Annotated in this window: 25 protein-coding genes; 14 read left to right on the top strand and 11 right to left on the bottom strand. The window is 70.1% G+C overall.

What is annotated here, in order from left to right; all coding sequences use genetic code 11:
- Positions 1 to 42: 42 nt before the first annotated feature.
- The 4 genes from AB5J50_RS06420 to AB5J50_RS06405 form a co-directional block, all read right to left on the bottom strand.
- On the bottom strand, positions 43 to 909 hold the full coding sequence (locus tag AB5J50_RS06420) for a geranyl diphosphate 2-C-methyltransferase (protein ID WP_369255718.1): 867 nt from the start codon (positions 907 to 909) through the stop codon (positions 43 to 45).
- A gap of 40 nt (positions 910 to 949) precedes the next feature.
- Complete coding sequence (locus tag AB5J50_RS06415) at positions 950 to 2,227, bottom strand: family 2 encapsulin nanocompartment cargo protein terpene cyclase (protein WP_369255716.1); 1,278 nt, start codon at positions 2,225 to 2,227, stop codon at positions 950 to 952.
- 5 nt (positions 2,228 to 2,232) lie between these two features.
- The gene (locus AB5J50_RS06410; RefSeq protein ID WP_369255714.1) at positions 2,233 to 3,654 is read right to left on the bottom strand and encodes a family 2B encapsulin nanocompartment shell protein; all 1,422 of its coding nucleotides are present in this window, start codon (positions 3,652 to 3,654) and stop codon (positions 2,233 to 2,235) included.
- Positions 3,655 to 3,851: 197 nt separating this feature from the next.
- Complete coding sequence (locus tag AB5J50_RS06405; protein WP_369255712.1) at positions 3,852 to 4,019, bottom strand: hypothetical protein; 168 nt, start codon at positions 4,017 to 4,019, stop codon at positions 3,852 to 3,854.
- Between the two features lie 54 nt (positions 4,020 to 4,073).
- Here AB5J50_RS06405 and AB5J50_RS06400 point away from each other — a divergent pair, with 54 nt between their 5' ends.
- The 3 genes from AB5J50_RS06400 (at position 4,074) to pqqB (ending at position 6,509) form a co-directional block, all read left to right on the top strand.
- A complete protein-coding gene (locus tag AB5J50_RS06400) occupies positions 4,074 to 4,370 on the top strand; it encodes a hypothetical protein (RefSeq protein WP_369255710.1) in 297 nt (98 codons plus the stop codon).
- Between the two features lie 78 nt (positions 4,371 to 4,448).
- Entirely contained in the window at positions 4,449 to 5,564 is a 1,116-nt protein-coding gene (locus AB5J50_RS06395; RefSeq protein WP_369255708.1) for a hypothetical protein, read from the top strand.
- A gap of 60 nt (positions 5,565 to 5,624) precedes the next feature.
- Complete coding sequence (gene pqqB, locus AB5J50_RS06390) at positions 5,625 to 6,509, top strand: pyrroloquinoline quinone biosynthesis protein PqqB (RefSeq protein WP_369255706.1); 885 nt, start codon at positions 5,625 to 5,627, stop codon at positions 6,507 to 6,509.
- 49 nt (positions 6,510 to 6,558) lie between these two features.
- Here pqqB and AB5J50_RS06385 read toward each other — a convergent pair whose 3' ends face one another.
- The 7 genes from AB5J50_RS06385 to AB5J50_RS06355 form a co-directional block, all read right to left on the bottom strand.
- A complete protein-coding gene (locus AB5J50_RS06385; RefSeq protein ID WP_369255704.1) occupies positions 6,559 to 6,951 on the bottom strand; it encodes a MarR family winged helix-turn-helix transcriptional regulator in 393 nt (130 codons plus the stop codon).
- A 115-nt stretch (positions 6,952 to 7,066) separates the two neighbouring features.
- Entirely contained in the window at positions 7,067 to 7,420 is a 354-nt protein-coding gene (locus tag AB5J50_RS06380) for a VOC family protein (RefSeq protein ID WP_327426632.1), read from the bottom strand.
- 191 nt (positions 7,421 to 7,611) lie between these two features.
- The gene (locus tag AB5J50_RS06375; RefSeq protein WP_369255702.1) at positions 7,612 to 9,564 is read right to left on the bottom strand and encodes a serine/threonine-protein kinase; all 1,953 of its coding nucleotides are present in this window, start codon (positions 9,562 to 9,564) and stop codon (positions 7,612 to 7,614) included.
- 230 nt (positions 9,565 to 9,794) lie between these two features.
- A complete protein-coding gene (locus tag AB5J50_RS06370) occupies positions 9,795 to 10,826 on the bottom strand; it encodes a LacI family DNA-binding transcriptional regulator (protein ID WP_369255700.1) in 1,032 nt (343 codons plus the stop codon).
- The gene (locus AB5J50_RS06365; protein WP_327426629.1) at positions 10,823 to 11,728 is read right to left on the bottom strand and encodes a carbohydrate ABC transporter permease; all 906 of its coding nucleotides are present in this window, start codon (positions 11,726 to 11,728) and stop codon (positions 10,823 to 10,825) included. The genes AB5J50_RS06370 and AB5J50_RS06365 overlap by 4 nt, the downstream gene beginning before the upstream one ends.
- Entirely contained in the window at positions 11,725 to 12,648 is a 924-nt protein-coding gene (locus AB5J50_RS06360; protein WP_369255698.1) for a carbohydrate ABC transporter permease, read from the bottom strand. The genes AB5J50_RS06365 and AB5J50_RS06360 overlap by 4 nt, the downstream gene beginning before the upstream one ends.
- Positions 12,645 to 13,964: an ABC transporter substrate-binding protein gene (locus AB5J50_RS06355; RefSeq protein ID WP_369255696.1), complete on the bottom strand. Its 1,320-nt coding sequence runs from the start codon at positions 13,962 to 13,964 to the stop codon at positions 12,645 to 12,647. The genes AB5J50_RS06360 and AB5J50_RS06355 overlap by 4 nt, the downstream gene beginning before the upstream one ends.
- 184 nt (positions 13,965 to 14,148) lie before the next feature.
- Between AB5J50_RS06355 and AB5J50_RS06350 the strand changes: the two genes are divergently transcribed.
- The 11 genes from AB5J50_RS06350 (at position 14,149) to AB5J50_RS06300 (ending at position 24,701) form a co-directional block, all read left to right on the top strand.
- On the top strand, positions 14,149 to 16,170 hold the full coding sequence (locus AB5J50_RS06350; RefSeq protein WP_369255694.1) for a beta-galactosidase: 2,022 nt from the start codon (positions 14,149 to 14,151) through the stop codon (positions 16,168 to 16,170).
- Between the two features lie 261 nt (positions 16,171 to 16,431).
- Positions 16,432 to 17,991: a glycosyl hydrolase 53 family protein gene (locus tag AB5J50_RS06345; protein ID WP_369255692.1), complete on the top strand. Its 1,560-nt coding sequence runs from the start codon at positions 16,432 to 16,434 to the stop codon at positions 17,989 to 17,991.
- A 189-nt stretch (positions 17,992 to 18,180) separates the two neighbouring features.
- Positions 18,181 to 18,468: a winged helix-turn-helix domain-containing protein gene (locus tag AB5J50_RS06340; protein WP_327434882.1), complete on the top strand. Its 288-nt coding sequence runs from the start codon at positions 18,181 to 18,183 to the stop codon at positions 18,466 to 18,468.
- 93 nt (positions 18,469 to 18,561) lie between these two features.
- On the top strand, positions 18,562 to 18,960 hold the full coding sequence (locus AB5J50_RS06335) for a hypothetical protein (protein WP_369255690.1): 399 nt from the start codon (positions 18,562 to 18,564) through the stop codon (positions 18,958 to 18,960).
- Between the two features lie 242 nt (positions 18,961 to 19,202).
- Positions 19,203 to 19,679: a fluoride efflux transporter CrcB gene (gene crcB, locus AB5J50_RS06330; RefSeq protein ID WP_369255688.1), complete on the top strand. Its 477-nt coding sequence runs from the start codon at positions 19,203 to 19,205 to the stop codon at positions 19,677 to 19,679.
- The gene (locus AB5J50_RS06325) at positions 19,676 to 20,068 is read left to right on the top strand and encodes a DUF190 domain-containing protein (RefSeq protein WP_327426623.1); all 393 of its coding nucleotides are present in this window, start codon (positions 19,676 to 19,678) and stop codon (positions 20,066 to 20,068) included. The genes crcB (AB5J50_RS06330) and AB5J50_RS06325 overlap by 4 nt, the downstream gene beginning before the upstream one ends.
- Positions 20,065 to 20,439 (top strand): fluoride efflux transporter CrcB, encoded by a 375-nt coding sequence (gene crcB / locus AB5J50_RS06320; RefSeq protein ID WP_327426622.1) that lies wholly within the window; start codon positions 20,065 to 20,067, stop codon positions 20,437 to 20,439. Before AB5J50_RS06325 ends, crcB (AB5J50_RS06320) begins: the two co-directional genes overlap by 4 nt.
- Positions 20,440 to 20,522: 83 nt before the next feature.
- Positions 20,523 to 21,359: an undecaprenyl-diphosphate phosphatase gene (locus AB5J50_RS06315; protein WP_330302638.1), complete on the top strand. Its 837-nt coding sequence runs from the start codon at positions 20,523 to 20,525 to the stop codon at positions 21,357 to 21,359.
- A 170-nt stretch (positions 21,360 to 21,529) separates the two neighbouring features.
- Positions 21,530 to 22,207, top strand: a complete 678-nt coding sequence (locus AB5J50_RS06310) for a FadR/GntR family transcriptional regulator (RefSeq protein WP_369265323.1) — start codon at positions 21,530 to 21,532, stop codon at positions 22,205 to 22,207.
- Positions 22,204 to 23,670 (top strand): amino acid permease, encoded by a 1,467-nt coding sequence (locus tag AB5J50_RS06305; RefSeq protein WP_369255685.1) that lies wholly within the window; start codon positions 22,204 to 22,206, stop codon positions 23,668 to 23,670. The genes AB5J50_RS06310 and AB5J50_RS06305 overlap by 4 nt, the downstream gene beginning before the upstream one ends.
- Positions 23,667 to 24,701 (top strand): asparaginase, encoded by a 1,035-nt coding sequence (locus tag AB5J50_RS06300; RefSeq protein WP_369255683.1) that lies wholly within the window; start codon positions 23,667 to 23,669, stop codon positions 24,699 to 24,701. Before AB5J50_RS06305 ends, AB5J50_RS06300 begins: the two co-directional genes overlap by 4 nt.
- Positions 24,702 to 24,798 lie beyond the last annotated feature (97 nt).

Below are 24,798 nucleotides of genomic sequence, written 5' to 3'. Positions count from 1 at the left end.
GTGCGGGGCCCGGACTTCGGCAGTCCGGGCCCCACACCCGTGTCAGATGCGGTCCGCCGCGATCAGCAGATAATGGAAGCTTCCCTCCTTGTACGCCGTCAGGAACGCCTCCTCGATCCCCGTGGCCACCTCGGACCTCGCCCGCAGCTCCCAGTACGGGACGGTCGCCGCCGTGAGGTCGACGACGTCGATCGGTACGAGGCCGTTCGCGGACAGCGCCTTGAAGTACTCACTGCGCGAGTGGATGTTGCAGGTGTAGTGCTCGTCGATCTTGCTGACGGCCTTGGAACGCAGTCCCTGGACGTCGTTCGAGCAGCCGGTGATGCACACATACCGGCCGCCGTACTCCAGCAGCCGTGCGAACTCCTCGTAGAGCTCGAAGAGGTCGACGTACATCGTGGTCTCGTTGGTCCAGATGGCCCGGCGCGAGCCGGTGTCGAAGCCCGTGTCGAGCATGTTGCGGAAGTGGAAGCCCACCTTGTCGGTGATGCGCCGCCGCGCGGCCTGCTCGTTCGCGAAGGACACCTGCTGCTGCGAGATGCTGACGCCGTCCACGGAGCAGCCGAAGCGGGCGTTGGCCATGATGCTGGTGCCGCCGCGGCCCGAGCCGGCGTCCAGCAGACGGTGCTCCGGACGGATCTCGCCGAGATGGTCGAGGAGAACGTCCGCCTGCGCGGTCTCCAGGCGGTGCATCTCCTCGATCATGCGCCGCTCGCGGGTCTCGGCCGGGCCTTCCAGGACGGACGGGTCGTAGTCGCCGAGACCGTAGTGGTGGTGGTAGAGGTCGTCGATCTCGCCGAGCTTGAGGTTGACGTCGTTCTTCTCCGCGTTCCAGTAGTTGGCGACCGACTTCTGGTACGCGGTGCGCAGGACGTTGGCCACGGTGTTTTCCGTTTCGGTGACAGACATGCTGAAGCGATCTCCTTGCGACAAGAGGGATTTCGGGATGTCAGGCGGCGGTGGCGTAACGGGCGCTGCCCGCGTGCCATTCGCGGCTGCCGCCGAGCCAGGCCCAGGTGCCGGCCAGGAAGCGGCGGAGCTCGGGGGAGCCGGTGAGGGCGAGCGCGGACGCCTCGGCCTCGAAGGTGTGCATGAGCTCGTTGTGGATCTCGACGGTGCGGTCGACGGCCTCCTCCAGGGAACAGTCGTCCTCGGCGGCGATCAGCCGGGGCAGGCTGAAGTCCGTCGGGTCCTCCACCCCCATGGAGTACAGGTCGTTGACGATCACGCTCGCCGAGCCCGCCATCGTGAACGCCCGCCGCACCCGCGGATCGGCGAACTCGCCCTGCGGCAGCTCGTATCCGGCGACCGCGTCGATGAGCACCATGCATGGCACGAAGCTGTTCTCGTGCCGGTGCATCAGGAACTCCCAGACCGGCGGGGTGTGTTCGGCCGTGTGCCAGACGCCTTCCTGGCCGTAGGCCACGAACATGATCGACAGTTCGTTGCGGAGCCGGCGGACCTGTGTGCTCGTCGCGTACCGCGCGAGGTTGTCGAGACCGGAACGCAGGGCGACCATCACGGGATCCTTGCGGACCACCGCCTCCAACTGCGGCGCGTACGCCGACGGGAGGTGAGCCTGGTCGATCACCGAGTGGGCGATGGCCAGCCGCCGGCCCAGCAGCTCGTGCTGGGCCTCCTCCACCAGCCCGTCCACATAGTGGTCGTCGACGGACCACTCGGCGAGCGCGCACTTCGCCGCCGCCAGCAGCCGGTCGGGGTCGTCGGACTCCGGGTGGGCGAGCATGATGAGCCGCCCGAAGTCGGCCCTGCGCACCTTGTCGAGCTGGCCGGGATAGATGCCGACCTCCGCGGCCCACTCGACCAGCCGCTCGTTGACGGTCTCGCCGAGAGCGGGGTCGTCACGGAGGGCGGGTGGACAGTGCAGCCGCGAAGCCGGCTCGACGGAGGGCGGCTCCCGCGGTGGTGGTGCTTCCGGAGTGAACGTCCGGGCGGCCGAAGTACCCAGCCCGGTGGGACCGGTGGGCAGGCCCGGCTTCCACCGTCGTACGACATCGGGCCGCGGCGGCAGCATCGGGCAGGGGATCCGTGCCGCGGAGGTGCCAAACCCCGTTGGTGTGGACGGCAGTTGTGGGGTGCTGCCCGAGGGCTGCGGGGCGAGCGGCAGCCGCGGTTCGGCCGTGACCCGCGCCGACAGCAGTGCCGTCACGACCTCCGCCAGCTCATGGCTCGCAGGAGGCGCGAGGGTTCTGGAGATGAGGGACACCGGCGTCAGCTCCCGCTCGCGCGGGAGACCTCGACGTTCTCCAGGATGCCGAGGGCGTCCGGCACCAGTACCGCGGCCGAGTAGTAGGTGCTGACCAGGTAGGAGATGACCGCCTGCTCGTTGATGCCCATGAACCGTACGTTCAGCGCCGGTTCGACCTCGTCCGGGATCCCCGTCTGGTACAGCCCGATGACACCCTGGTCGTCCTCGCCGGTGCGCAGGGCGAGGATCGACGACGTACGGGCCCGGCTGACCGGGATCTTGCCGCACGGAAGCAGCGGCACTCCGCGCCACGCGGGCAGATGATGGCCGTTGAGCTCGACACCGCCGAAGTAGAGGCCGCGCTTGTTGCACTCCCGGCCGAACGCGGCGATCGCCCGCGGGTGGGCGAACAGGAAACGGGTGCCGCGCCGCATGCTGAGCAGCTCGTCCAGGTCGTCCGGTGTCGGCGGCCCGGAACGGGTGGAGATCCGCTGGTCGTAGTCGGCGTTGTGCAGCAGCCCGAAGTCCGCGTTGTTGACCAGCTCGTACTCCTGGCGCTCACGCAACGCCTCTACGGTCAGCCGCAGTTGCTGCTGGGTCTGGTCCATCGGTCGGCTGTAGAGATCGGCGACCCGGGTGTGCACCCGCAGTACGGTCTGCGCGACGCTCAACTCGTACTCGCGCGGCCGCAGTTCGTAGTCCACGAAGGTGCCGGGCAGATCCGGCTCGCCCACATGCCCCGAGCTGAGCGCGATGTCGGCCTCGCCCGAGCGGTTGCGCGGCCGGTACCCGTCCGAGCCGGCCCGCTCGACATGCGCCCGCAGCCCGTCGTACCGCTCCGCCACCGCCTGGTACGCCGCGTGCGGCAACGCGAGCACCGTGGTGGCCGTCGCCGCGCGGGCCGTGAAGTCCCAGGCGCCGTCCGGCCCGGCGAGCACATGCCCGCCGAAGGTGTCGCCGTCGGCCAGCAGACCGACGACCGCCTCGTCCCCGTAGGGCCCCGCTCCGACCTTCTCCACCTTGCCGTGCGCGACGAGGTACACATGGTCGGCCGTCGCGCCGGCCTCCACGATGAGCTGGCCGGGCTCGTACTCCCGCTGCTCGAACCGCTCCGCCAGCGCGCCCAGTGTGCCGCCGTCCGAAAACCCGTGCAGCAGCGGGAGTTCGGCCAGCTCCGCCGGGATGACCCTGACCTGCGCTCCGGTCTTCACGAACGTCACCCGGCCGTCGCCGACCGTGTACGAGAGCCGTCTGTTCAGGCGGTACGTGCCGCCCGGCACGTCCACCCAGGGCAGCATGCGGGTCAGCCACCGCGAACTGATCCCCTGCATCTGGGGTTCGGACTTGGTCGTCGTCGTCAGGTTCCGTGCCGCGGCGGTACCGAGGCTCTGTTGCTCCCGTTCCTCGGCGCCCGCCGCAGGCGCCGTATCGGTCTCGACCGACATGGGTTCCTTCTCTCCTGTCGCGCTGGTGACAGTACGCTTCCGGACTGTCACGTTCCGCGCCTACAGCTACCCATGACCGGCCGCGGCGAGTGATGACTTCGCGGGGCGTGCGAGGCACGTCGCGTGGAGAAGTGCCTCCGCACCACCCCCGATTCCCCCGGATGCGCCCGCTTGGCGGTATCCCCCTGCTCCACGCACTACGTCCGCCAGACGCTGCGCGCTCCCGACGCCCTGCACGCGGGGCGCGCGCCCAGCTTCTTCCACGGGGAGCTCGCCGCCGTCATCATCGGCATCGCGTACGCCGCCGCGGACGAGTACGCCCGGATCGTCGCCGAACGCCCGCTGATCGCCGACCCGAGCAGCACCCGCGCCGAACTCCGCGACTGCCAGCGGCACTCCAGCACAACGCCGAGGACTGGATGGAGGTCTGCCGCCGCAATGTCTCGGGCGAGGCCCCGTTCAGCACCGCCGAGGACAACCGGCTCGCGCTCGTCTTCCTCACCGCCGGGCGCATGGCCCGGGATGTGCTGCAAGGCATCCTCTTCCGCACGGCGGGCTCCCGCTACGCGCGCGACGGCGAACGGATGCAGCGCTACTTCCGGGACTCGGCCACGTACTGGACCCATGTCGGCCCCACCATGGCCGAGCCGCTCCACCGGCGCGTCGGCTGCGACCGCCTCGGCCTGCCGTCGGACGGCATCCCGCTGCTGCCCTGAGGTGAACCTGCCCCGCCCGACAGGCGCGGCCCGCCACCTGGCGAACGACGCCGCTGTCACCGGCGTGACAATGACCCCATGAAATGGATCTCCGGCGTGGCCGGCGGGCTGCTCCTGGCGTTGGTTCTCGTCAGTGTTCTACGCACCCTGGTGGTGCCCCGAGGGCTCTACTCCTCGCTGGTGACCCGGTGGTGGCGCTCGCTGCGCTTCGTGCTGCGCATGGCCGCGCCCGGCGGCAGCTACGACGCGCACGACCGCGCGCAGACCTGGCTGGCCCCGCTCATGCTGGTCGGCATGCTCACGAGCTGGCTGGGCGGGGCGCTGCTCGGCTTCGGGCTGCTGCTGCACTCCCTGTCCACGCTGTCCTGGACCAACTCCGTCAGGGAGGCGGGGTCCAGCCTGTTCACGCTCGGCTTCGCCAGCGGCGACCGGCTGCACCTGTCCGTCGTGGACTTCGTGGCGGCCGCCACCGGACCCGTGGTGATCGCCCTCCAGATCGCGTATCTGCCCACGCTGTACGGCGCCTACAACCGCCGCGAAGTGGAAGTGACCCTGCTCCAGTCGCGCGCGGGGGAGCCCGCCTGGGGCCCGGAGATCCTCGCCCGGCAGTGGCTGGTCGACACCGAGACCGCGCTGCCCGAGCTGTACCGCGGCTGGGAACGGCTCGCCGCGGAGATCGGTGAGAGCCACTCGACGTACCCGATCCTGCTGTCGTTCCGTTCGCCGCAGCCCTACCGCAGCTGGATCGTCGGCCTTGTCGCCGTCATGGACGCGGCCGCCATGCAGCTGGCGCTCACACCGCGCGGCGCCCCGCCCCAGGCGCGCCTGATGCTGCGCGCCGGCTTCACCGCGCTGCGCGACATCGCCCGCGTGCTGCGCGTGCCCTTCGAAACGGACCCCAGTCCCGACGCACCGATCCAGCTGTCCTTCCTGGAGTTCGACGCGGCCGTCGCGATGGTGGAGGCGGCGGGGTTCCCCACCGAGCGGACCGCCGAGCAGGCATGGCCGCACTTCCACGGCTGGCGGGTCAACTACGAGGCGATCGCCTACGAGTTGTGCCGTCGTGTCGACGCGGTCCCCGCTCTGTGGACCGGCCCCCGGGACTTCGCCACCAGCCCGATCGCTCCCCGGCGGCCGAAGGACCGGCGTCCGGGCGCGGAAGGTCGTCCGGAACTGCCCCCCTCCGCCGGGTAGTCCGGCGCGTCCTGGCGGGAAGATCCCTCGGAGGGTCCGATACGGAGGGGTGGGGTTCCCTTGAAAGTCGTCCTGCTGGGCACGGCCGCCGGTGGCGGCTTCCCTCAGTGGAACTGCGCCTGCGCGCTGTGCGCGGCCGCCCGCGACGGGAAACTGCCCGCGCGGACACAGGAGTGCGTCGCCGTCAGCGGCAACTCCCGCGACTGGTGGCTGCTCAACGCCTCACCCGACATCCGTACGCAGCTGACCACCACACCCGCGCTCGCACCCGGGCCGGGGCCCAGGGACACACCGGTACGCGGCGTGCTCCTGACGGACGCCGAGGCCGACCACGTCACGGGGCTGACCGTCCTGCGCGGCGGCGCGGGCCTCAAGCTCTACGCCGCGCCTCCCGTCCTCGCCGCCCTGGCCCCGCTGCGCGCGATGCTCGACCGCTACGCCCCGTGGGAGTGGGCGGACAGCCTGACCGAGGGCGGGTTCGTGCTGGCCGGCGGTCTGGTGGTGAGCGCTCACCCGGTCGGTTCCAAGACCCCGAAGTACGTCGCCGGAGCCGTCGCGGACGCCGGCTGGGTGACGGCGTACCGGATCGAGGACCTGGCCAGCGGGGGAGTGCTCGTCTACGCGCCCTGCCTGGGCGGCTGGACACCCGCGCTGGACGACCTGCTGGCCACGGCGACCTGCGCGCTGCTCGACGGCACCTTCTACGCGTCCGACGAGATGGGCACGGCGGTGCGGGCGCCCGCCGGGCAGGCCGCCATGGGACATCTGCCCGTCTCGGGAGCGCGCGGCAGCCTGGCCGCCCTGGCCCGCCATCCAGGGCCGCGCCGCATCTACACCCACCTCAACAACACGAACCCGCTGCTCGACCCGGCCTCGGACGCCTCTGCGCGGGTAGCCGGGACCGGGGTCGAAGTCCTGCCGGACGGTGCGGAGTTCGTGGTCTAACGGGAGTGCCAAGTGATGTCGGGGAAGTGCAGGCACGCCCCCACGCCGTCTAGCCGTTCAGCACGCGCTCCAGGGCGGCGCGTTGCAGGGGGAGCACCTCGGCGTGCAGCTCGCGCCCCTTCTCGGTGAGCGCGACCCAGACTCCGCGTCGGTCCTCCTGGCAGACGGTGCGCTCCACCAGGCCGTCCTTCTCCAGCCGGCCGATGAGGCGGGACAGGGCGCTCTGGCTCAGGTGGACCCGGCCCGCGATGTTCTGCACCCGGCACTGCTCGCCGGGCTCCGCGGCCGCGCCCGACGCGAGGATGTCCAGGACCTCGAAGTCACTGGCTCCGAGGCCGTGGGGATGCAGCGCGCGGTCGATCTCGCACATCGTGCGCGCGTGCACCGAGAGGATCTCCCGCCACTGGTCTTCGAGGGGGGAGCCGGGCGTCTTCGCTGCCATAACTGAACGGTAACAGAGATCCGGCCAGTCATTGCGCGTGCAACTAGTGCAGCTGCATCCAGTCGGCCCCCCGCCGCGGCGGGGCCCCGCCGCCCGCCCCCTCCGTGCGGCCGCTCTACTCGCCGGAAGGATCCTGGGTGAGCCCGATCAGGTTCCCGTCCGCGTCCTTGACGAAGGCGATCAGCTTGCCGCCGCCCACGTCCTGGACGTCCTGCAGCGACTCGGCCCCAGCGTCCAGCAGGGCCGCGAGGGTCGCCCTGATGTCGGCGACGTGCCAGTAGGGGACGGGCCCGGTCATGCCCTTGGCGTGACCGTTGGGGTCGAGGCCGACATCCTGGCCCGCGTCCTTGAAGCCGACGTAGTACGGCTCGTCCGCGTAGGGCTCAACCCCCAGCAGCGCGCTGAACAGCGCCTTTCCCTGTGCGAGGTCCTTGACGGGGTAGATGATGGTCTTCAGGCCGGCGGTCATGGCGACTCCTCCGTGGTGCTGGTCAGTGCCTGCGAATGGCTTCTCGCTCCGACGTGTATCCCGTCGGTGCTTCAACGCTAGGACGGGGGAGCACCGCATGGCTTCTCGAATCCTGACCGGTCGGGAATCCTGAATCGGTCGGGAATCCTGACCGGTCGAGGGGTACGGCCGGACTGTCGCGGACCTGCCGGTCAGCCGCTCACCGGGTCCACCGCGTTGCGCCAGACCTTGATGTCCACCGTGATGTAGTCCGTCGTGTCCGGCGAGGGCGCCGTGCCGCGGAAGGTGATGAGGCCGACGTGGCCGGTTCCGCTCACCACGCACAGCCGGTCGCCGACAGCGAGGTCCCTCACCCACAGGTACTTCTCGCTGCCGGTCTGTGCGAGGCAGGAATCCAATGTCCCGGCGGCACGGGGCGCCAAGCGGGTCAGCTGGCTCTGGCTGGTGGAGCCGGGGGCCACGACGGCGCCGGAGGAGTACACGGCGTAGGTGAAGTCCTCGTCGCTGGTGCCCGTGTCGGCCTTGGGCCCTGGGGGCCTGTCGCCCAGATACAGGTCGTGGCTGGCGGTCATGCGAAGGCCGGTATAGGTCTCGGTCGCCGGCTGGGCCGCCGCCGTCGCGGTCGGCTTGCGGGCGGCGGCCGACGTCTGGGACGTGGCCGGTTCGTCGGAGGCGGGCGGGGCGGTGCGGGTCGCGGACGCGGACGGGTCCGCCTTCTTCGGCTTGGCCTTCTTCGACGGCGATGCGGAGGGATCACCCGAGCCGGTCGGCTGCTGTTCGGTCGCCGAGCTGGAGGCCTGTCCGGCCTGGCCGCTCGCGCCGTCCGCCGGCTCCTCGGGGCTCAGGACGCCGGACAGGAACAGGGCGCAGGTCACCGCTGCCACGGTCAGGACGACCGCCCCGCCCGTGACCAGCCCCCGCCGAGTACGGCGACGCGGCGCGGGCCCCACGACGACGGGACTGGTGGGCCCGGAGTACGGCACGCCCGCGCCGGGCGTTGCAGGACCGGGAGTCGCCATTCCGGCGTACGCCCCGCCGGGGACGCCGCCGACGCCGGGCGCCGCGGGAAAGGGAGTGACCGGGGGACCGAACTCACCGCTGGTGATACCCGGTGCGGGGGACTCGGCCCGCTGTCCCAAGGCGCCCTGCCGGGGGATGCGCAGGGCCATCGTGTCCACCGGGGACGAATGCGGTTGCCCTTGGGGCTGGGGCTGGGGCTGGGGCTGGGGCTGGGGCTGGGGCTGGGGCTGGGGCTGGGGCTCGCGCACCGCGTGCTGTGCGAGCTGCCCCGCCACCGACGCCGGCAGCCAGCTCTCCGCGCGGCGCAGGCCCTGCTCCGGGTCGGCGGCCGCGCACAGGCGTATGACATCGGCCGGGGACGGCCGCAGCGCCGGGTCCTTGTGCAGGCATCCGGCCACCAACTCCGCCAGGTAGTCGGGGAGTTCGCCGAGCCGCGGCTCCTCGTGCACGATGCGGTACAGCACCCCGTGCGAGGGCCCGTCACCGAAGGCGCCCGCGCCCGTCGCGGCGAAGGCGGCGATCTGGCCGAGCGCGAACACGTCGGTCGCGCCGGTGATCTCCCCGCCGAGTGCCTGCTCGGGCGCCATGAAGGCGGGCGTCCCGATGGCGGAACCGCTACGGGTGAGGGCGGTGGCGTCCGCCGCGCGCGCCACCCCGAAATCGATGACGCGGGGCCCGTCGAAAGCGAGCAGCACATTCGACGGCTTGAGGTCGCGGTGCACGACGCCGGCGCGGTGGATGTCCTGGAGCGCCTCGGCCACCCCCGCCGTGAGCAGCAGCACCGTGTCCCTGGGCAGCGGCCCGTGCTCCTTGACGGCATCCGCGAGGGAGGGGCCGGGGATATAGGCGGTGGCGAGCCAGGGCATGGGCCCTTCGGTGTCGCTGTCGAGGACGGGCACCGTGCACACGCCCTGCACCCGGCGGGCGTTGGCGACCTCCTGCCGGAACCGGTCACGGAAGTCGGGGTCGTCGGCGAGCTCGGGGCGGATCACCTTCACGGCGACGGCCCTGCCGCCGGGTGTGTGGGAGAGGTAGACGCACCCCATGCCCCCGGCGCCGAGTCGTGCCAGCAGGCGGTATTCCCCTGCGGTGCGCGGATCGTCGTCCTCAAGCGGCTGGAACATCCCCGCACCCGTCTGCACGTTCCCGACTCCCGTAGCGCTCTGCTGTCACTCACACATCAGCTGTCACTCACACAACTGATCCGAACAGTATCGGTGTTCGAGCGAGCGCGGCGAGGGACGCCCTCCCCTTGGCCACGGACGTCCTCCTCGTGGTGACGGCCGTCCGCCCCGCGGCGGGGCAGCCGCGGGGCAAGGACGTCAGAGGTGACGTGAGACGTGACCGGAGTGCCTCACGTGGACTCGCGTCGCACCAGTTCCGTGGGCAGGATCACCGCCGCCGGATCATCGCCTCCTATCTGGGCGAGCAGCACCCGCACCATCTCGGCGCTGATGCGATCCCAGGGCTGGCGGATCGTGGTGAGGGCGGGGGTGGACGCGACGGCGGCGGGGGAGTCGTCGAAGCCGCCGACCGCGACGTCCTCGGGGACCCGGCGGCCGGCCTTGTGCAGTGCGGACAGCACCCCCTGTGCCATCAGGTCCGAGGCGACGAACACGGCATCCAGGTCCGGGACCCGTTCGAGGAGTCGCTCCGCGCCCGCCTCGCCGCTGGCCCGGCTGTAGTCGCCGGGGACGACGAGGCGGTCGTCGGCCTCGATCCCGGCCTCGGCGAGCACCTCCCGGTAGCCCGCGAGTCGCTCGACTCCGCCGGGGGTGTCGAGCGGTCCCGTCACCATGCCGATGCGGCGGCGGCCGAGGGAGAGCAGGTGCTTGACCATGTCCCGGGCGCCGTCCCGGTCGTCCGCGGCGACGTAACTCACCTTGGATCCCAGGCCGATGGGCTTGCCGCAGGCGACCAGCGGCACGCCCGCCTCGCGCAGCTCCTCGGCGACGGGATCGCCGGAGTGGCTGGAGACCAGCAGCACCCCGTCGACGTGGCCCGCGGTGATGTACCGCGTTATGCGCCGCCGTTCGTCCTGGGTGCCCGCGAGCATCAGCAGGAGGGGAACGTCGTGCGCGGCCAGCGCCTGCGTGCAGCCCCGCAGCAGGACATTGAAGTTGGGGTCCTCGAAGAACCTCTCCTGAGGCTCGGTCAGCAGGAAGCCGATCGAGTCGGAGCGTCCGGTGATCAGCGAGCGGGCGTGCCGGTTCACGACGTAACCCGTCCTGCGGATGGCGGCGTTGACCGCCTCCTGGGCGGCGGGGCTGACATAGTGCCCGCCGTTGAGTACCCGCGACACGGTCCCTCGTGAGACACCGGCCTCGCGTGCGACGTCATGGATCGTCGGCGGTTTGCGCCTGCCCCCCGTGTGATGCATGGTCATGACTTTACGGCTCCGGACAGCAGATCGAGGCTCCAGAACCGCTGGATGACCAGGAACAGCGCGACCAGCGGGATGACCGCGAGCATCGCACCGGTGATCACCAGGGTGTACAGGGCCGGGGTGTTGGAACCCTGTTTGAGGAGGGTGAACAGGCCGAGGGTGATCGGGAACTTCTCGTCGTCGCTGAGCATGATGTACGGCAGCAGGAAGTTGTTCCACACCGCCACGAACTGGAACAGGAACACCGTCACCAGTCCGGGCACCATCATCGGCAGCGCGATCCGGGTGAAGATCCGCCACTCGCTCGCGCCGTCCATCCGCCCGGCCTCGACCACGTCACCGGGCACCGCCGCGGCGGCGTAGATCCGGGCGAGATAGATGCCGTACGGGGAGAGGACGAGGGGGAGCAGGACGGAGGCGTACGAGTCCGTCAGGTCGGCCTTCGCCATCAGCAGATACTGGGGGATCGCGAGGATCACCGGCGGCATCAGCACGCCCGCCATCAGGATGCTGAAGACGGTCTCGCGGCCGCGGAAGCGGTAGAGCGCGAGCGCGTAGCCGCCGAGCGCGGAGACGGCCGTCGACAGGAGGGCGCCGAGACCGGCGTAGAGGGCGGAGTTGCCCATCCACTTCCAGTAGATGCCGTCGCGGTAGGCGTTGAGGTCCTTCACGTTCTGGGTGAAGCCGGTGCCCGGCAGGAACGTGAACGTCGAGAACAGCTCACGGCCCGACTTGGTGGAGGCGATCACCACCCAGGCGACGGGCAGCAGACAGTAGAGGGCGCCGAGCAGCAGCGTCAGCGTGGGCACCAGGGCGATCCGGCGGCGCAGCGGCGGCCCCTGGGCGGTTCCGGGGGTCGTGCCGGCGGCCGGAGCGGCCTTGCCTACGGCAAGAGAACTCATCGTGCTTCCTCCTGCTTGTTACGGGAGTTCGCGGCGCGCAGGAATCCGAAGGACAGGATCAGCGTGACGATGGCGATGATCACGGCCTCGGCGGCCGCCGCGTAGATGTCGCCCGCGCCGAACGCGTCCCGGTACACCTTCATCAGCGGACTCCACGTCGTGGAGACGGAGTTGGTGAGGGGCTTGAGGGTGGTCGGCTCGCTGAACACCTGGAGCGTCGCGATGATCGAGAAGAAGAAGGTGAGGACCAGCGAGGGCGCCACCATCGGAATCTTGATCTTCACCGCGATCTGCAGGGGCGTGGCGCCGTCCAGCTTCGCCGCCTCGTACACCTCGGCCGGAATGGCCTGGAGCGAGGTGTAGATGACGATCATGTTGAAGCCGGTGCCGCCCCAGACCGCGATGTTGGACAGGGCGAGATAGAGCGGGCCGCCGTCCAGCAGGTTCGGCTGCGGCATGCCCAGCTTGTCGAGGACGAAGTAGAAGGGGCTGACGTCCGGGAGGTACAGGAAGCCCCACAGCAGTGCGGCGACGACGCCGGGGATGGCATACGGCAGGAAGATCGCGAGCCGGGTGAAGGGGGCGAAGCGCACCTTGTCCGTGTCGAGCATCAGCGCGAACAGCAGTGCGAGACCGAGCATCACCGGAACCACGATGGCGCCGTAGCCCAGCACCCGCAGCCCGCCGTCGATCAGCTCGTTGTCGGTGACGGCGTCGGTGTAGTTCTCCAGGCCCGCCCAGACCTCCTTGCGGGCGCCCGCACCGAGGCCCAGGCCGCTGACCTTGACCTTGTGCAGGCTCAGCCAGAGCGCGTAGCCGATGGGCAGCGCGAAGAAGAGGGCGAACAGGATCGTCGCGGGGAGGAGGAAAGCGTACGGGGCCCCCTTGACCCCGTACGACTTCCGACGTGCGGTTGTCACTGAGCGACCCCGAAGCCCTGCTTCTTCAGGTTGGCGACGGTGTCGTCCTGCATGGTCTTCAGGGCGGCACCGAAGTCCGACTTGTTCTTCGCGGCGGCGCCGAAGGCGTCGTTGAAGGACGTGTAGGCGACGTTCACGTTCGGGCCCCACGCGGACGGCGCGGTGGTCTTCGCGATCGCCGAGGCCTTCGTGTAGAAGTCCTGCTGGTTGGAGAAGAAGGCCGGCGGCTGCATGAACGCGTCACTGAGCTGGGCGCTGGTGGAGGCGGGGTAGATACCGCTCTCCTTCGCCAGCGCGGCCACCGCGTCCGGGTCCGTGTTCAGCCAGGCGGCGAACTTCGCGGCGGCCGCCTTGTGCTTCGAGTCCGTGGTGACGGCCGTCGAGGAGCCGCCCCAGCTGCCGGTGACGTTCTCGCTGTCCGACCACTGCGGCAGCGGGGCCATCGCCCACTTGCCCTTGGTGTCGGGGGCCGCGGTGGTGAGGGTGCCCGGCGCCCACACCGCGCTCACCCAGGCGATCTGCTTGCCGGTGTTCAGGGCCTTGTTCCACGGCGGCGTGTACATCGGCTCGTTGTCGATCACGCCTTCCTTGACGAGACCGCCCCAGAACTTGGCGACCTTCTGCGTCGCCGCGTCGTCGATGCCGACCTTCCACTTGTCGCCGGAGGTCGTCCACCACTTGGCGCCGGCCTGCTGGGCGAGACCGGCGAAGAGGCCGGAGTCGTTGGCGGAGAAGGTCGTGAGGTCCTTGTCCGGCGCCTTCTTCTTCAGTGCGCGGGCGGTCTCCGCGAACTGCTCCCAGGTGGTCGGGACCGTCAGGCCGTACTTCTTGAAGAGGTCCTCGCGGTAGTAGAACATCATCGGGCCGATGTCCTGCGGGATCGCGTAGACGGCGTCCGTACCCAGCGTCGTCTGCTGCCAGACACCGTCGGCGAACTTGGACTTCACCTCTTTCGACTCGCCCGATATGTCAGCCAGCGCGTCATTGCTGACGAGCGTCGGCAGCGCCTGGTACTCGGCCTGGACCAGGTCCGGGGCCTTCTTCGCCTTGTGCGCGGTGAGGATCTTGGTGACCAGGTCGTCTCCCGACGCCTGCTTCTTCACCGTGACGGTGATCTGCTGCTTCTTCCCCGGCCCCTTGTTCCACAGGTCCACGACCTTGTCCATGCCCGGGGTCCAGGTCCAGTACGTCAGTGACGCGGGTCCGGACTGGGCGTCGTCCTTGGCGTCCTCCGAGCCGCAAGCGGCGAGAGAGGTGGCGCCGAGCGCGACGGCGATGGTGGTGGCCACGAGGCGGCTGTGCTTCGTGATGGGCATGGATCGTTCTCCCCTGACCTGGGCCTCCGCCTGCTGCGAAGACCTGCCATGCTTCTGTGAGCGTTCACAGTAGAGAAACATCCCGGACACTTGTCAATGGTTGTTGCTGTGCGGTTATGTTGGGCTCGCGCCGCTGGCGCTGTGTGTGCACGTTCCCAAATGATCGATTAACCGGGAGAGATCCATGCCGGAGACCACCCCCACGGGCCTCACCAGGCTCGCCTTCGGTGGGGACTACAACCCCGAGCAGTGGCCGGAAAGCGTCTGGCACGAAGACGTCCGGCTGATGCGCGAGGCCGGTGTCACGATGGTGAGCGTCGGGATCTTCTCCTGGGCGCTGCTCGAACCGGCGCCGGGCACCTACGAGTTCGGCTGGCTCGACCGTCTGCTCGATCTGCTCCACGAGAACGGCATACGCGCGGACCTCGGTACGCCGACCGTGGCGCCGCCCGCCTGGTTCTACCGCGAACACCCCGACGCGCTGCCCGTCGCCGCCGACGGCACCCGCTACGAGTTCGGCTCACGCGGCGCCATCTGTCACAGCAACACCGACTACCGTGCCGCCGCTGCGAACATCGCCACGCGGCTCGCCACCCGGTACGCCGGCCACCCCGCGCTCGCCCTGTGGCATGTCCACAACGAGTACGGTGTCCCCGTCTCGGCCTGCTACTGCGAGTCCTGCGCCGCGCACTTCCGCCGCTGGCTGACCAGGACGTACGGGACGATCGACGCGCTCAACGCGGCCTGGGGCACCGCCTTCTGGGGCCAGCGCTACGCGGACTTCGACCAGATCAACCCGCCGCGCCTGACCCCGACCGTCGGCAACCCGACCCAGGCCCTCGACTACAAGCGGTTCGCCGACGAGACCATGCGCGAGAACTTCGTGGCCGAGCGGGACATCCTGCACCGCCTCTCGCCCGGCATCCCGGTCACCACCAACTTCATGACCGCCCTGAGCCAGTGCGACTCCATCGACTACTGGGCCTGGGGCCGCGAGGTCGACCTCGTCACCAACGACCACTACCTGATCACCGACGGCCGCCGCACCCATGTGAACCTCGCGATGGCCGCCGACCTCACTAGGTCGGTGGCCGGCGGCGCCCCCTGGCTGCTGCTCGAACACTCCACGTCGGGCGTCAACTGGCAGCCCCGCAACCCCGCCAAGGCGCCCGGCCAGATGGCCCGCAACTCCCTCGGGCATGTCGCGCGCGGCTCCGACGGCGCCATGTTCTTCCAGTGGCGGCAGTCCCGGCGCGGCGCCGAGAAGTTCCACTCCTCGATGCTGCCGCACGCGGGCACCGACTCCCGGGTGTGGCGCGAGGTCGTCGAACTCGGCGCGTCCGTCGACTCGCTGGACTCCGTCAAGGACACCCGCACCGTCGCCGACGTCGCCGTGCTGTGGGACTGGCACTCCTGGTGGGCGCAGAACCTCCAGTGGCGCCCCAGCGAGGACCACGACCCCCGCGAGCGCGCCGACGCCTTCTACGAAGCCCTCTACGACCGCCACCTCACGGTCGACTTCGCCCACCCGGAAGCCGACTTGTCGGCGTATCCCCTTGTCGTCGTGCCCGCCCTGTATCTGATGACCGAGGCCGCCGGGAACAACCTCCGCGAGTACGTCGAGAACGGCGGCACCCTCGTCGTCTCGTACTTCTCCGGCATCGTCGACGAGCACGACGCCGTGCACGACGGCCCGTACCCGGGCGCCCTGCGCGACGTACTCGGCCTGACCGTCGAGGAGTTCTCGCCGCTCCTCCAGGGCGACCTGGTCCGGATCACGGGTCCCGACGGCTCCGAGCTCACCGGCGACGTGTGGACCGAGTTCGTGGTCCCGCGCGGCGCCGAGACCGTCTGGACGTACGCCGACGGTCTGACCGCGGGCCACCCGGCCGTCACCCGGAACCGCCTCGGCGAGGGCTCGGCCTGGTACGTGTCCACGCGCCTGGCCGCGCAGGGACTGGACGCCCTGATCGGCTGGGCCGGCGACGACGCGCGCATCGCGCCGCGCGCCGACCTGCCCCGCGATGTCGAAGTGGTGCGCCGCACCGGTGAGTCGGGCACCTACGTCTTCGCCATCAACCACACCTCGTCGGACGCCAAGGTGCCGCTGGACGCGCACGGCACCGAGCTGCTGACGGGCGAACGCGCCGCGGGCCGCCTCGCGGTACCCGCGGGAGCCGTACGGGTCGTACGACTCGACGGCTGAGCCGACTGCCGTCCGGGCCGTCCGGCCCGGGCAGCCGCACCGACCGCCGCCCGGGTCCTTCGACCCGTCCGGCCGCACCGACCGCCGTCCGGGTCCTTGGACCCGTCCGGCCGGGTGAACAGCCGTCCGGGCCGCAGGACCCGACGGCCGAGCCGACTCCCCTCCGCCCGTGCGAGCACCCGAGCCGCGGGCGGAGGGGTTCCCCCAGCTCCATCGGGGGGCATCCCCATCCCCATTACGTCGAAGGGACGACGGACGAAGATGTTCCATCCCAGACGCACACTCAGGGCCCTGCTGCTGCCGCTCGTGGCCGGACTCGCCCTCACCGCCCTCCCCGCGCAGACCGCGCAGGCGGCGAGCACGCTCACGAACGCCGGATTCGAGACCGACGGGACCGGCGCCGCCGTGCCCAGCGGCTGGTCGGAGTACGGCGACACCGGCGCCTCCTACGTGGAATCCGGTGGCCACAGCGGGAGTTACCGGCTGACGCAGTACTCCTCCGCCGCGTACAAGGTGGAGACGTACCAGTACCTCTCCGGGCTGACCAACGGGAACTACAAGCTCACCGCCTGGGTGCGCTCGGGCGGCGGCCAGAACTCCGCCTACCTCGCGCTGAAGAACTGCGGCGGCACCGAGCAGCGCACCGACCTGCCCGTCTCCACCAGCGAGTGGATACACCTGGTCGTGCCCGTCTCCGTGACCAGCAACCAGTGCACGATCAGCGTCTACTCCGACGCGAACGCGGGCAACTGGATCAACGTCGACGACCTGACGTTCACCTCGGGCACCAGCAGCGTGGCCGTCAAGGGCGCGGACATCTCCTCCCTCGCCAAGAGCGAGGCCCTCGGCGGCGTCTACAAGACCAGCTCCGGCACCACCGGTGACGCGGTCGCCATCCTCAAGTCGTCCGGCATGAACTACGCCCGCCTCAAGGTCTGGGTGAACCCGGCCGACGGCTACAACAACAAGACCCGCGTCCTCGCCATGGCCAAGCGCATCAAGGCGCAGGGCATGAAGCTGCTGGTCGACTTCCACTACTCGGACACCTGGGCCGACCCGGGCAAGCAGACCAAGCCGGCCGCTTGGGCGAGCCACTCCTACAGCCAGCTCAAGACGGACGTCTACGACCACACGTACGACGTGCTCAACGCCCTCAAGGCGCAGGGCACCACGGCCGACATGGTGCAGATCGGCAACGAGATCAACGGCGGCATGCTGTGGTCCGAGGGCTCGACCTCCAACTGGTCGCAGCTCGCCGGCCTGCTCAACTCCGGCTACAGCGCCGCGAAGGCGGTCTCCTCCGGCACCCTGGTCGCCCTGCACCTGGCCAACGCCGGAGACGACGCCACCGTCCGCTGGTGGTTCGACAACGCGGCCACCTACGGGATCAACTACGACGTGATCGGCCTGTCGTACTACGGCTACTGGCACGGCTCGCTCGGCGCCGCGCAGACCACCCTCGACGACGTCGCCTCCCGCTACAGCAAGCCGGTGTTCATCGCCGAGACGGCCTACCCCTTCCGTCTCGACAGCGACGACTCGCTCGTCAACCAGATCGACACGACCGGTGAACTGGTCAGCGGCTACCCGGCGACGACGGCCGGGCAGACCGCCTGGTTCCGCGACGTGATGAACATCGTGGAGGCCGTCCCGAACGGCCGCGGTCTCGGTGTCTTCTACTGGGAGGCCACCTGGACGGCGGTCACCGGCAACGGCTGGGACCCGACGGACGCCACGTCGGGCAACGGCTGGGAGAACCAGGCCCTGTTCGGCTTCGACGACAAGGCGCTTCCGGCCATGTCGGTGTTCAGTCACCGCTGACCCCGCAGGGTCACCACTGAGCCCATGAGGGCCCGGCTGCCACGCGGTAGCCGGGCCCTCATGCTGTCCTGAGCCGCCGCGTCCGGTGAGCTCCACCCGTTCGGCCTCGGCCAGGGTCGTGGAAGCCCGTGCGTGGCGCCCCGGGCTGCGGGACAGTAGCGGGAGACCGCCGTGACGGAGGGGGACGAGATGCTGAGGGTTCCCGTCAGTGGGCAACGCCTGGACATACTGGAGTGGCTGCGGGATCCCACCGCGCACTTCCCGCCGCAGCGCTACGGCGACCTCGTCGAGGACGGCGTCAGCCCGGCGGCCCTCGCCGCCAAACTCGGCGTGAGCCGTGCCGTGGCGCGCACGCATCTCGACCTGCTCACCGGGATCGGTCTGCTGCGGGCCAAGAAGATCAGACGGCGGACCTTCTACCGCCGCGACGAGTACCGCATCGCCGAGGTCAGCCACTTCTTCGAGAAGGGCTGGTAGCGGCGTGAGCCGACGGCCACGGGAGGCATCCGTGTCCCGCACCGGCCGCCGCACGGTGCCAGGGGGCTGACCGGCCTGGAGGACGGCCGCATCGTGCGCGTCGACGCCCCGGCCGATCCCGACCGCACCCGCGTCGAGGTCCTCGCGGAGACGGGCGGCAGGCCGCTGGGACTCGAACTCCTCCCGGATGACGGCCTGTTGGTCTGCGACGCCCGACGCGCACTGTTGCGGATCGCGCTCGACGACGGCACCGTACGCGTCCCCGCCGACACGCTGACAGGCCCCGCGTCGCCGCCCTGGAACTCCTCCACCGCCGCGGCCCCGCCCTGCGGCACACCGCTGCCCGTCCGGCGGTGCGCGCGCCGTTCCGTCCCCCGGGCACCGCCGGTGTCGTCGCGGTCGACGACGACCGTCACGTCCTTCACCACCTGGAGCGCCGCCGCTCCCGCTTCCGCATGGTCACCAGCGCCTGCGCGGCCGCCGGCCACCTGATCCTGGGAAGCCTGTGGGAACGCGGCCTCGAGATCTGTGATCTGCCCGGTTCCACGGGCTGAGCCGCGTGTGCGCCGACGGTACCCCCGGCGTTACCCTTTGACCGGCCGCGATCTTGTGTCGCGGCGCGGTGGTGGGGCCCGCCGTACCCGAACCGCGGCATCGGTGCCGCCAACGGTCCCTACTTGCGATGACGCGTGCCCAGGTGCTGCCCGGGCCCCGGCGAGTAGGAGAAGTACGTCATGACAGTCCCGCACTCCGAGCGAGTCGACGGCCCCGACACTCCTGTACGGATGCCCGTACGGAAGGCGTCTCCCTGGCACGGCCAGACGCCGGTCGTCGCGATGGTCGCGCTCGGCGGCGCCATCGGCGCCACGGCCCGCTACGGAGCGGCACGGCTGTGGCCCGCCGAGACGGGCGGATTCCCCTGGACCACGTTCTGGGTCAATGTCGTCGGCTGCGCCGTCATCGGCGCCTTCATGGTCGTCATCACCGACGTGTGGGCGGCCCACCGGCTGGTACGCCCCTTCTTCGGCACCGGGGTGCTCGGCGGCTTCACCACCTTCTCGACGTACGCCGTCGACATCCAGAAACTTGTGGACGCGGGCCACCCCGGGACGGGGTTCGTCTACCTGGCCGCGACCCTGTTCGCGGCGCTCGCGACGGTGTGGCTCGCGGTGACGGCGGCACGCCGCGCTCTGGCATGGAGGCAGCGATGACACGGCTGACGGGCAGCGCCCTGCGGGTGACGATCTTCATCGGCGAGAACGACACCTGGCACCACAAGCCGCTCTACTCGGAGATCGTGCACCGCGCCCACGCGGCCGGTCTGGCCGGTGCCAGCGTCTTCCGGGGCATCGAGGGCTTCGGTGCCTCCTCCCTGATCCACACCTCCCGGCTGCTCTCGCTGAGCGAGGACCTTCCGGTGGCCGTCGTGATCGTGGACACCGAGGAGCGTGTACGGGCCTTCCTGCCGAAGCTCGACGAACTCGTCACCGAGGGTCTGGTGATCCTCGACGACTGCGAGGTCATCCGGTACGCCGGACGCGATGACACCTCGCACGACCGCCCCCGAGGCAGGCGCGGGAAAGGTGAGAAGTCGTTGTGAACTGGCTGCTGGTGATCATCGGTGCCGCGGTCGGCGCGCCCTTGCGCTATCTGACCGACCGGGCGGTGCAGCTGAGACATGACACGGTCTTCCCCTGGGGCACCCTCGTCGTCAACGTGACAGGCTGTCTGATCCTGGGCCTGCTGACCGGCGCGGCCTCGACGGGCCACGCCTCCGGGCACCTGCAACTACTGATCGGCACCGGCCTGTGCGGGGCCCTGACCACGTACTCGACGTTCTCGTACGAGACACTGCGGCTGACCGAGACCGGCGCGGGGTTCTACGCTGCCGCCAACGTGATCGTGAGCGTGACGGCCGGCCTGGGCGCGGCCTTCGCCGGGGTCTCGTTTGCGCAAGCTTTGTGGGCCTAGTCGCCGGGCGTCCGCGCGCATAGGCAAGACTGTCCCCTGCACCGTCTACAGCACTGTCGACCAACTCCTCAGAACTGGATCCCATGAGCGTCATCAACGTCGGTCAGGCCGTCGTCCTCGGAGTCGTCGAGGGGGTGACCGAATTCCTCCCCGTCTCCTCGACCGGCCACCTCAAGATCACCGAGGGGCTGATGAACATCCCCGTCGACGACGACGCCGTAGTCGGGTTCTCGGCGGTCATCCAGGTCGGCGCGATCGCCGCCGTGCTTGCGTACTTCTTCAAGGACATCGTGCGGATCGTCTCCGCCTGGGGGCGCGGGCTGCGCAACAAGGAGGAGCGCCAGCACCACGACTACAAGTTCGCCTGGTGGGTCATCTACGCGACCATCCCGATCGTGATCGTGGGCCTCGCCGCCAAGAACCTCATCGACGGGCCGCTCGGCTCGCTGTGGGTGGTCGCCGGCTCGCTCATCGTCGGCAGTGGTGTGATGTGGGCGGCGGACCAGATGGGCCGGCACAAGCGCGGTGAGGACGACACCTCGTTCAAGGACGCGATGCTGGTCGGCAGCTCCCAGATCCTCGCCCTGCTCTTCCCGGGCTTCTCGCGCTCCGGTGCCACCATGTCCACGGCGCTCATCCTCGACCTGGACCGCGTCGCCGCCACCCGGCTCTCCTTCTTCCTCGGCATCCCCGCCCTGACCGGCGCCGGTCTGTACGAGCTGAAGGACGCCCTGGGTACGGGTGTGGGCGCCGCCCCGCTGGCCGTCGGCACCCTCGTCTCCTTCGTGGTCGCGTACGGCTCGATCGCCTGGCTGCTGAAGTTCGTCGCCAAGCACTCCTTCAACGCCTTCGTGATCTACCGGATTGTCATCGGTGTGGCGCTGTTCGGGCTGCTGGCCACCGGAGTCCTCGACAGCTGAGGACACAAACAGCTGCTCACAGGGGGCGTGAAGTCGACTTTCAGACTTCACGCCCCCTGAATTTTTCTTTTCGCTCCCCTTGACAGTCACCTCCCGGCACCCGCAGGATCACCTCCGTGAACCTGTCAGACAGCCAGACAGGTGGCTCGGTACCGCGGCGCGTCAGCGCCATGGAAGCGGTGCTCACCCACCTCCGCGGCGCCATCGAGCGCGGCGAGTACGCCATCGGCGACAAGCTCCCCTCCGAGGCGGAGCTCTGCCGCCGCCTCGAAGTCAGCCGCCCCGTGCTCCGTGAGGCGCTGCGGGCCCTGCAGGTCATGGGCCTGACCGTGTCCCGTACCGGCAAGGGCACCTTCGTCATCGCCAACACGGTCGAGGACCCGACCTTCGGCGACTACGCGGCGAGCGACCTGCTCGAAGTGCGCCGCCATGTCGAGATCCCCGTCGCCGGGTACGCGGCCACTCGCCGCACCGCGGAGAACCTCGACCACCTCGCCCATCTCCTCGACCGCATGGAGCGGGAGACCGACACCACCGCGTGGGTCGCGATGGACACGATCTTCCACATCGCTGTCGCCGAGGCCTCCCAGAACCCGGTGTTCCGCCGGGTCATCGAGGAGATCCGGGACGCCCTGGCCCGTCAGTCGGCCTTCCTGAACGAACTCGGCGGCCGCCGCGAGCAGTCCAACCACGAGCACCGCGCGATCGTCGAGGCGCTGATCGACGGTAGCGAGACCGACGCGGTGGAGGCGATGTCCCATCACCTCGACCGCGTGGAGACCACCCTCATCGACATCGTGCGCCCCGCGCGTACGGACACTCCCACGGAAGGCGGACCCGAGGCGTGAGCGAGCAGTCCCTGCAAGAAGAATCCGTTCAAGGCGACCCGACGACGACGTCGGCGCGGCCCGCCGCACACGTCGACGCCGGAGACGCGGGTTACAGCAAGTCCCTGAAGTCCCGGCACGTCAACATGATCGCCATCGGCGGCGCCATCGGCACCGGCCTCTTCCTCGGCGCCGGCGGCCGCCTCGCCGACGCCGGACCCTCCCTCTTCGTCGCCTACGCGGTCTGCGGCCTGTTCGCCTTCCTGGTCGTACGCGCGCTGGGCGAACTCGTCCTGTACCGGCCGTCGTCCGGCGCCTTCGTGTCGTACGCCCGTGAGTTCCTCGGCGAGAAGGGCGCGTACGTCGCCGGCTGGATGTACTTCCTGAACTGGGCCACCACCGGTATCGCCGACATCACCGCCGTAGCCCTCTACACCCACTACTGGGGCATGTTCTCCGACATCCCGCAGTGGGTGATCGCGCTCATCGCGCTCGCCGTCGTCCTCACCGTGAACCTCATATCCGTTCGCCTGTTCGGCGAACTGGAGTTCTGGTTCGCGATCGTCAAGGTCAGCGCACTCGTCGTCTTCATGCTCATCGGCATCTTCCTGCTGGTCACCCAGCACCCCGTCGACGGGCACAACCCCGGCCCGTCCCTGATCACCGACAACGGCGGCATCTTCCCCAACGGCCTGATGCCCATGCTGCTGATCATCCAGGGCGTCGTCTTCGCCTACGCTTCCGTCGAGCTGGTCGGCGTCGCCGCGGGCGAGACCGAGAACCCCGAGAAGATCATGCCGAAGGCCATCAACTCGATCATGTGGCGCGTCGGCCTCTTCTACGTCGGCTCGGTCGTCCTGCTGTCGATGCTGCTGCCCTGGAGCAAGTACAGCGCGGACCAGAGCCCGTTCGTCACTGTGCTGTCGAACATCGGCATCCCCGCCGCGGGCGGCGTGATGAACCTCGTCGTCCTCACCGCCGCCATGTCGTCCCTCAACTCCGGTCTGTACTCCACCGGCCGCATCCTGCGCTCCATGGCGATGTCCGGCTCCGCCCCGAAGTTCACCGGCGTGATGAGCCGCAGCCACGTCCCGTACGGCGGCATCCTGCTCACCAGCGGCATCTGCGTCCTCGGCGTCGGCCTCAACTTCGTGGTCCCCGCCGACGCCTTCGAGATCGTGCTCAACTTCGCGGCGATCGGCATCCTCGCCACCTGGGGCATGATCATGCTCTGTCACCTGCTCTTCTGGAAGAAGACCCAGAACGGCGAGCTGTCCAGGCCGGGTTACCGCCTCCCCGGCTCGCCGTGGACCGAGATCGTGACCATCGGCTTCCTCGCCTCGGTGCTCGTCCTCATGTACGCCGACGGGGGAGCGGGCCGTACGACCGTGCTGTGTCTGCCGCTGATCGCGGCCGCGCTCGTCGCGGGCTGGTACGGGGTGCGCCGCCGGGTCGCCGGGATACGCGACGGGGTCGACGCGTGAACCCGACCGTGACGTACGACTGCTCGCTCGCCGCGGCTCCGGTGATCCGCGAACCCCTCCACGCCCCCGTCGCCCATCTCGTACGCGGCGGTGTCATCGAGGGCATCCACTACGGCTCGGTGGTCGTGCTGGCCGCCGACGGCACCGTGGAACTCCAGATCGGCGACATCGAGGCCGCCTTCTACCCGCGCTCGGCGCTCAAGCCCGTCCAAGCTGTGGCCATGCTGCGGGCCGGACTCCCGCTCGACGGCGAACTTCTCTCGCTGACGGCGGCCAGCCACTCCGGCGAGGAACGGCACCTGGCCGGAACCCGGCGGATCCTGGAACTCGCCGGCCTGCCGGAGGCCCGGCTGCGCAACATCCCGGACCTGCCGTTCGACCCGGTCGTCCGCGAGACCTGGGTGCGCGAGGGGCGCCTGCCCTCCCAGCTCGCCCAGAACTGCTCCGGCAAGCACGCGGCCATGCTGTACACGGCCCACCTCAACGACTGGTCGCTCGACGACTACCTCGACCCGGCGCACCCCCTCCAGCAGGCCATCGCCGAGATCGTCGAGGACCTCACCGGACAGGCCATCGCCCAGGTGACCGTCGACGGCTGCGGCGCGCCCCTGTTCTCCGTCTCGCTGCACGGCCTCGCCCGCGCCGCCGCCCGGATCACCACCGCCGCGCCGGGCACCCCCGAGGCGCGCGTCGCCGACGCGATGCGCGAGCACGCCGAGATGGCCTCCGGGTCCGGGCGCGACGTCGCCGCGCTGATGCGGGCCGTGCCGGGGCTGCTCGCCAAGGACGGCTTCGAAGGTGTGCAGGTCGCGGCGCTGCCGGACGGCCGGGCCGTCGCCGTGAAGATCGCCGACGGTGCCGATCGGGCGCGGGTTCCGGTGGCCGCGGCGGCCCTTGCGCGGGCGGGCGTTGACCCGGCGGCGCTCGCCGAGTTCGCCGGTGCGCCGCTTCTTGGGGGCGGTGCGGTGGTCGGTCACATCCGCGCGGCCCGGGCGCTCGAACCGCTGCCGGCGCACGACGTGTGCGCCTGAGCGCCGTGCGCCCAAGCGCCGTGCGAGTAGGGCTGTGCGGCGGGTGCGGGTCCGCTGTGGCTGGTCGCGCAGTTCCCCGCGCCCCTTAGGTTCGTTG

The organism is Streptomyces sp. R35, assembly GCF_041053035.1.
In the GTDB taxonomy this organism is placed as follows: Bacteria; Actinomycetota; Actinomycetes; order Streptomycetales; family Streptomycetaceae; genus Streptomyces; species Streptomyces lutosisoli.
Note: the sequence above shows the minus strand (reverse complement) of the source record. Positions and strands in the feature narration are given on the sequence as shown.

Excerpts from the sequence above, each read along its gene's own strand:
- AB5J50_RS06420 (WP_369255718.1), bottom strand. The coding sequence starts at position 909 with ATGTCTGTCACCGAAACGGAAAACACCGTGGCCAACGTCCTGCGCACC.
- AB5J50_RS06410 (WP_369255714.1), bottom strand. The coding sequence starts at position 3,654 with ATGTCGGTCGAGACCGATACGGCGCCTGCGGCGGGCGCCGAGGAACGG.
- AB5J50_RS06400 (WP_369255710.1), top strand. The coding sequence starts at position 4,074 with ATGGAGGTCTGCCGCCGCAATGTCTCGGGCGAGGCCCCGTTCAGCACC.
- AB5J50_RS06395 (WP_369255708.1), top strand. The coding sequence starts at position 4,449 with ATGAAATGGATCTCCGGCGTGGCCGGCGGGCTGCTCCTGGCGTTGGTT.
- AB5J50_RS06385 (WP_369255704.1), bottom strand. The coding sequence starts at position 6,951 with ATGGCAGCGAAGACGCCCGGCTCCCCCCTCGAAGACCAGTGGCGGGAG.
- AB5J50_RS06380 (WP_327426632.1), bottom strand. The coding sequence starts at position 7,420 with ATGACCGCCGGCCTGAAGACCATCATCTACCCCGTCAAGGACCTCGCA.
- AB5J50_RS06375 (WP_369255702.1), bottom strand. The coding sequence starts at position 9,564 with ATGTTCCAGCCGCTTGAGGACGACGATCCGCGCACCGCAGGGGAATAC.
- AB5J50_RS06370 (WP_369255700.1), bottom strand. The coding sequence starts at position 10,826 with ATGACCATGCATCACACGGGGGGCAGGCGCAAACCGCCGACGATCCAT.
- AB5J50_RS06365 (WP_327426629.1), bottom strand. The coding sequence starts at position 11,728 with ATGAGTTCTCTTGCCGTAGGCAAGGCCGCTCCGGCCGCCGGCACGACC.
- AB5J50_RS06355 (WP_369255696.1), bottom strand. The coding sequence starts at position 13,964 with ATGCCCATCACGAAGCACAGCCGCCTCGTGGCCACCACCATCGCCGTC.
- AB5J50_RS06350 (WP_369255694.1), top strand. The coding sequence starts at position 14,149 with ATGCCGGAGACCACCCCCACGGGCCTCACCAGGCTCGCCTTCGGTGGG.
- AB5J50_RS06345 (WP_369255692.1), top strand. The coding sequence starts at position 16,432 with ATGTTCCATCCCAGACGCACACTCAGGGCCCTGCTGCTGCCGCTCGTG.
- AB5J50_RS06340 (WP_327434882.1), top strand. The coding sequence starts at position 18,181 with ATGCTGAGGGTTCCCGTCAGTGGGCAACGCCTGGACATACTGGAGTGG.
- crcB (WP_369255688.1), top strand. The coding sequence starts at position 19,203 with ATGACAGTCCCGCACTCCGAGCGAGTCGACGGCCCCGACACTCCTGTA.
- AB5J50_RS06325 (WP_327426623.1), top strand. The coding sequence starts at position 19,676 with ATGACACGGCTGACGGGCAGCGCCCTGCGGGTGACGATCTTCATCGGC.
- AB5J50_RS06315 (WP_330302638.1), top strand. The coding sequence starts at position 20,523 with ATGAGCGTCATCAACGTCGGTCAGGCCGTCGTCCTCGGAGTCGTCGAG.
- AB5J50_RS06310 (WP_369265323.1), top strand. The coding sequence starts at position 21,530 with ATGGAAGCGGTGCTCACCCACCTCCGCGGCGCCATCGAGCGCGGCGAG.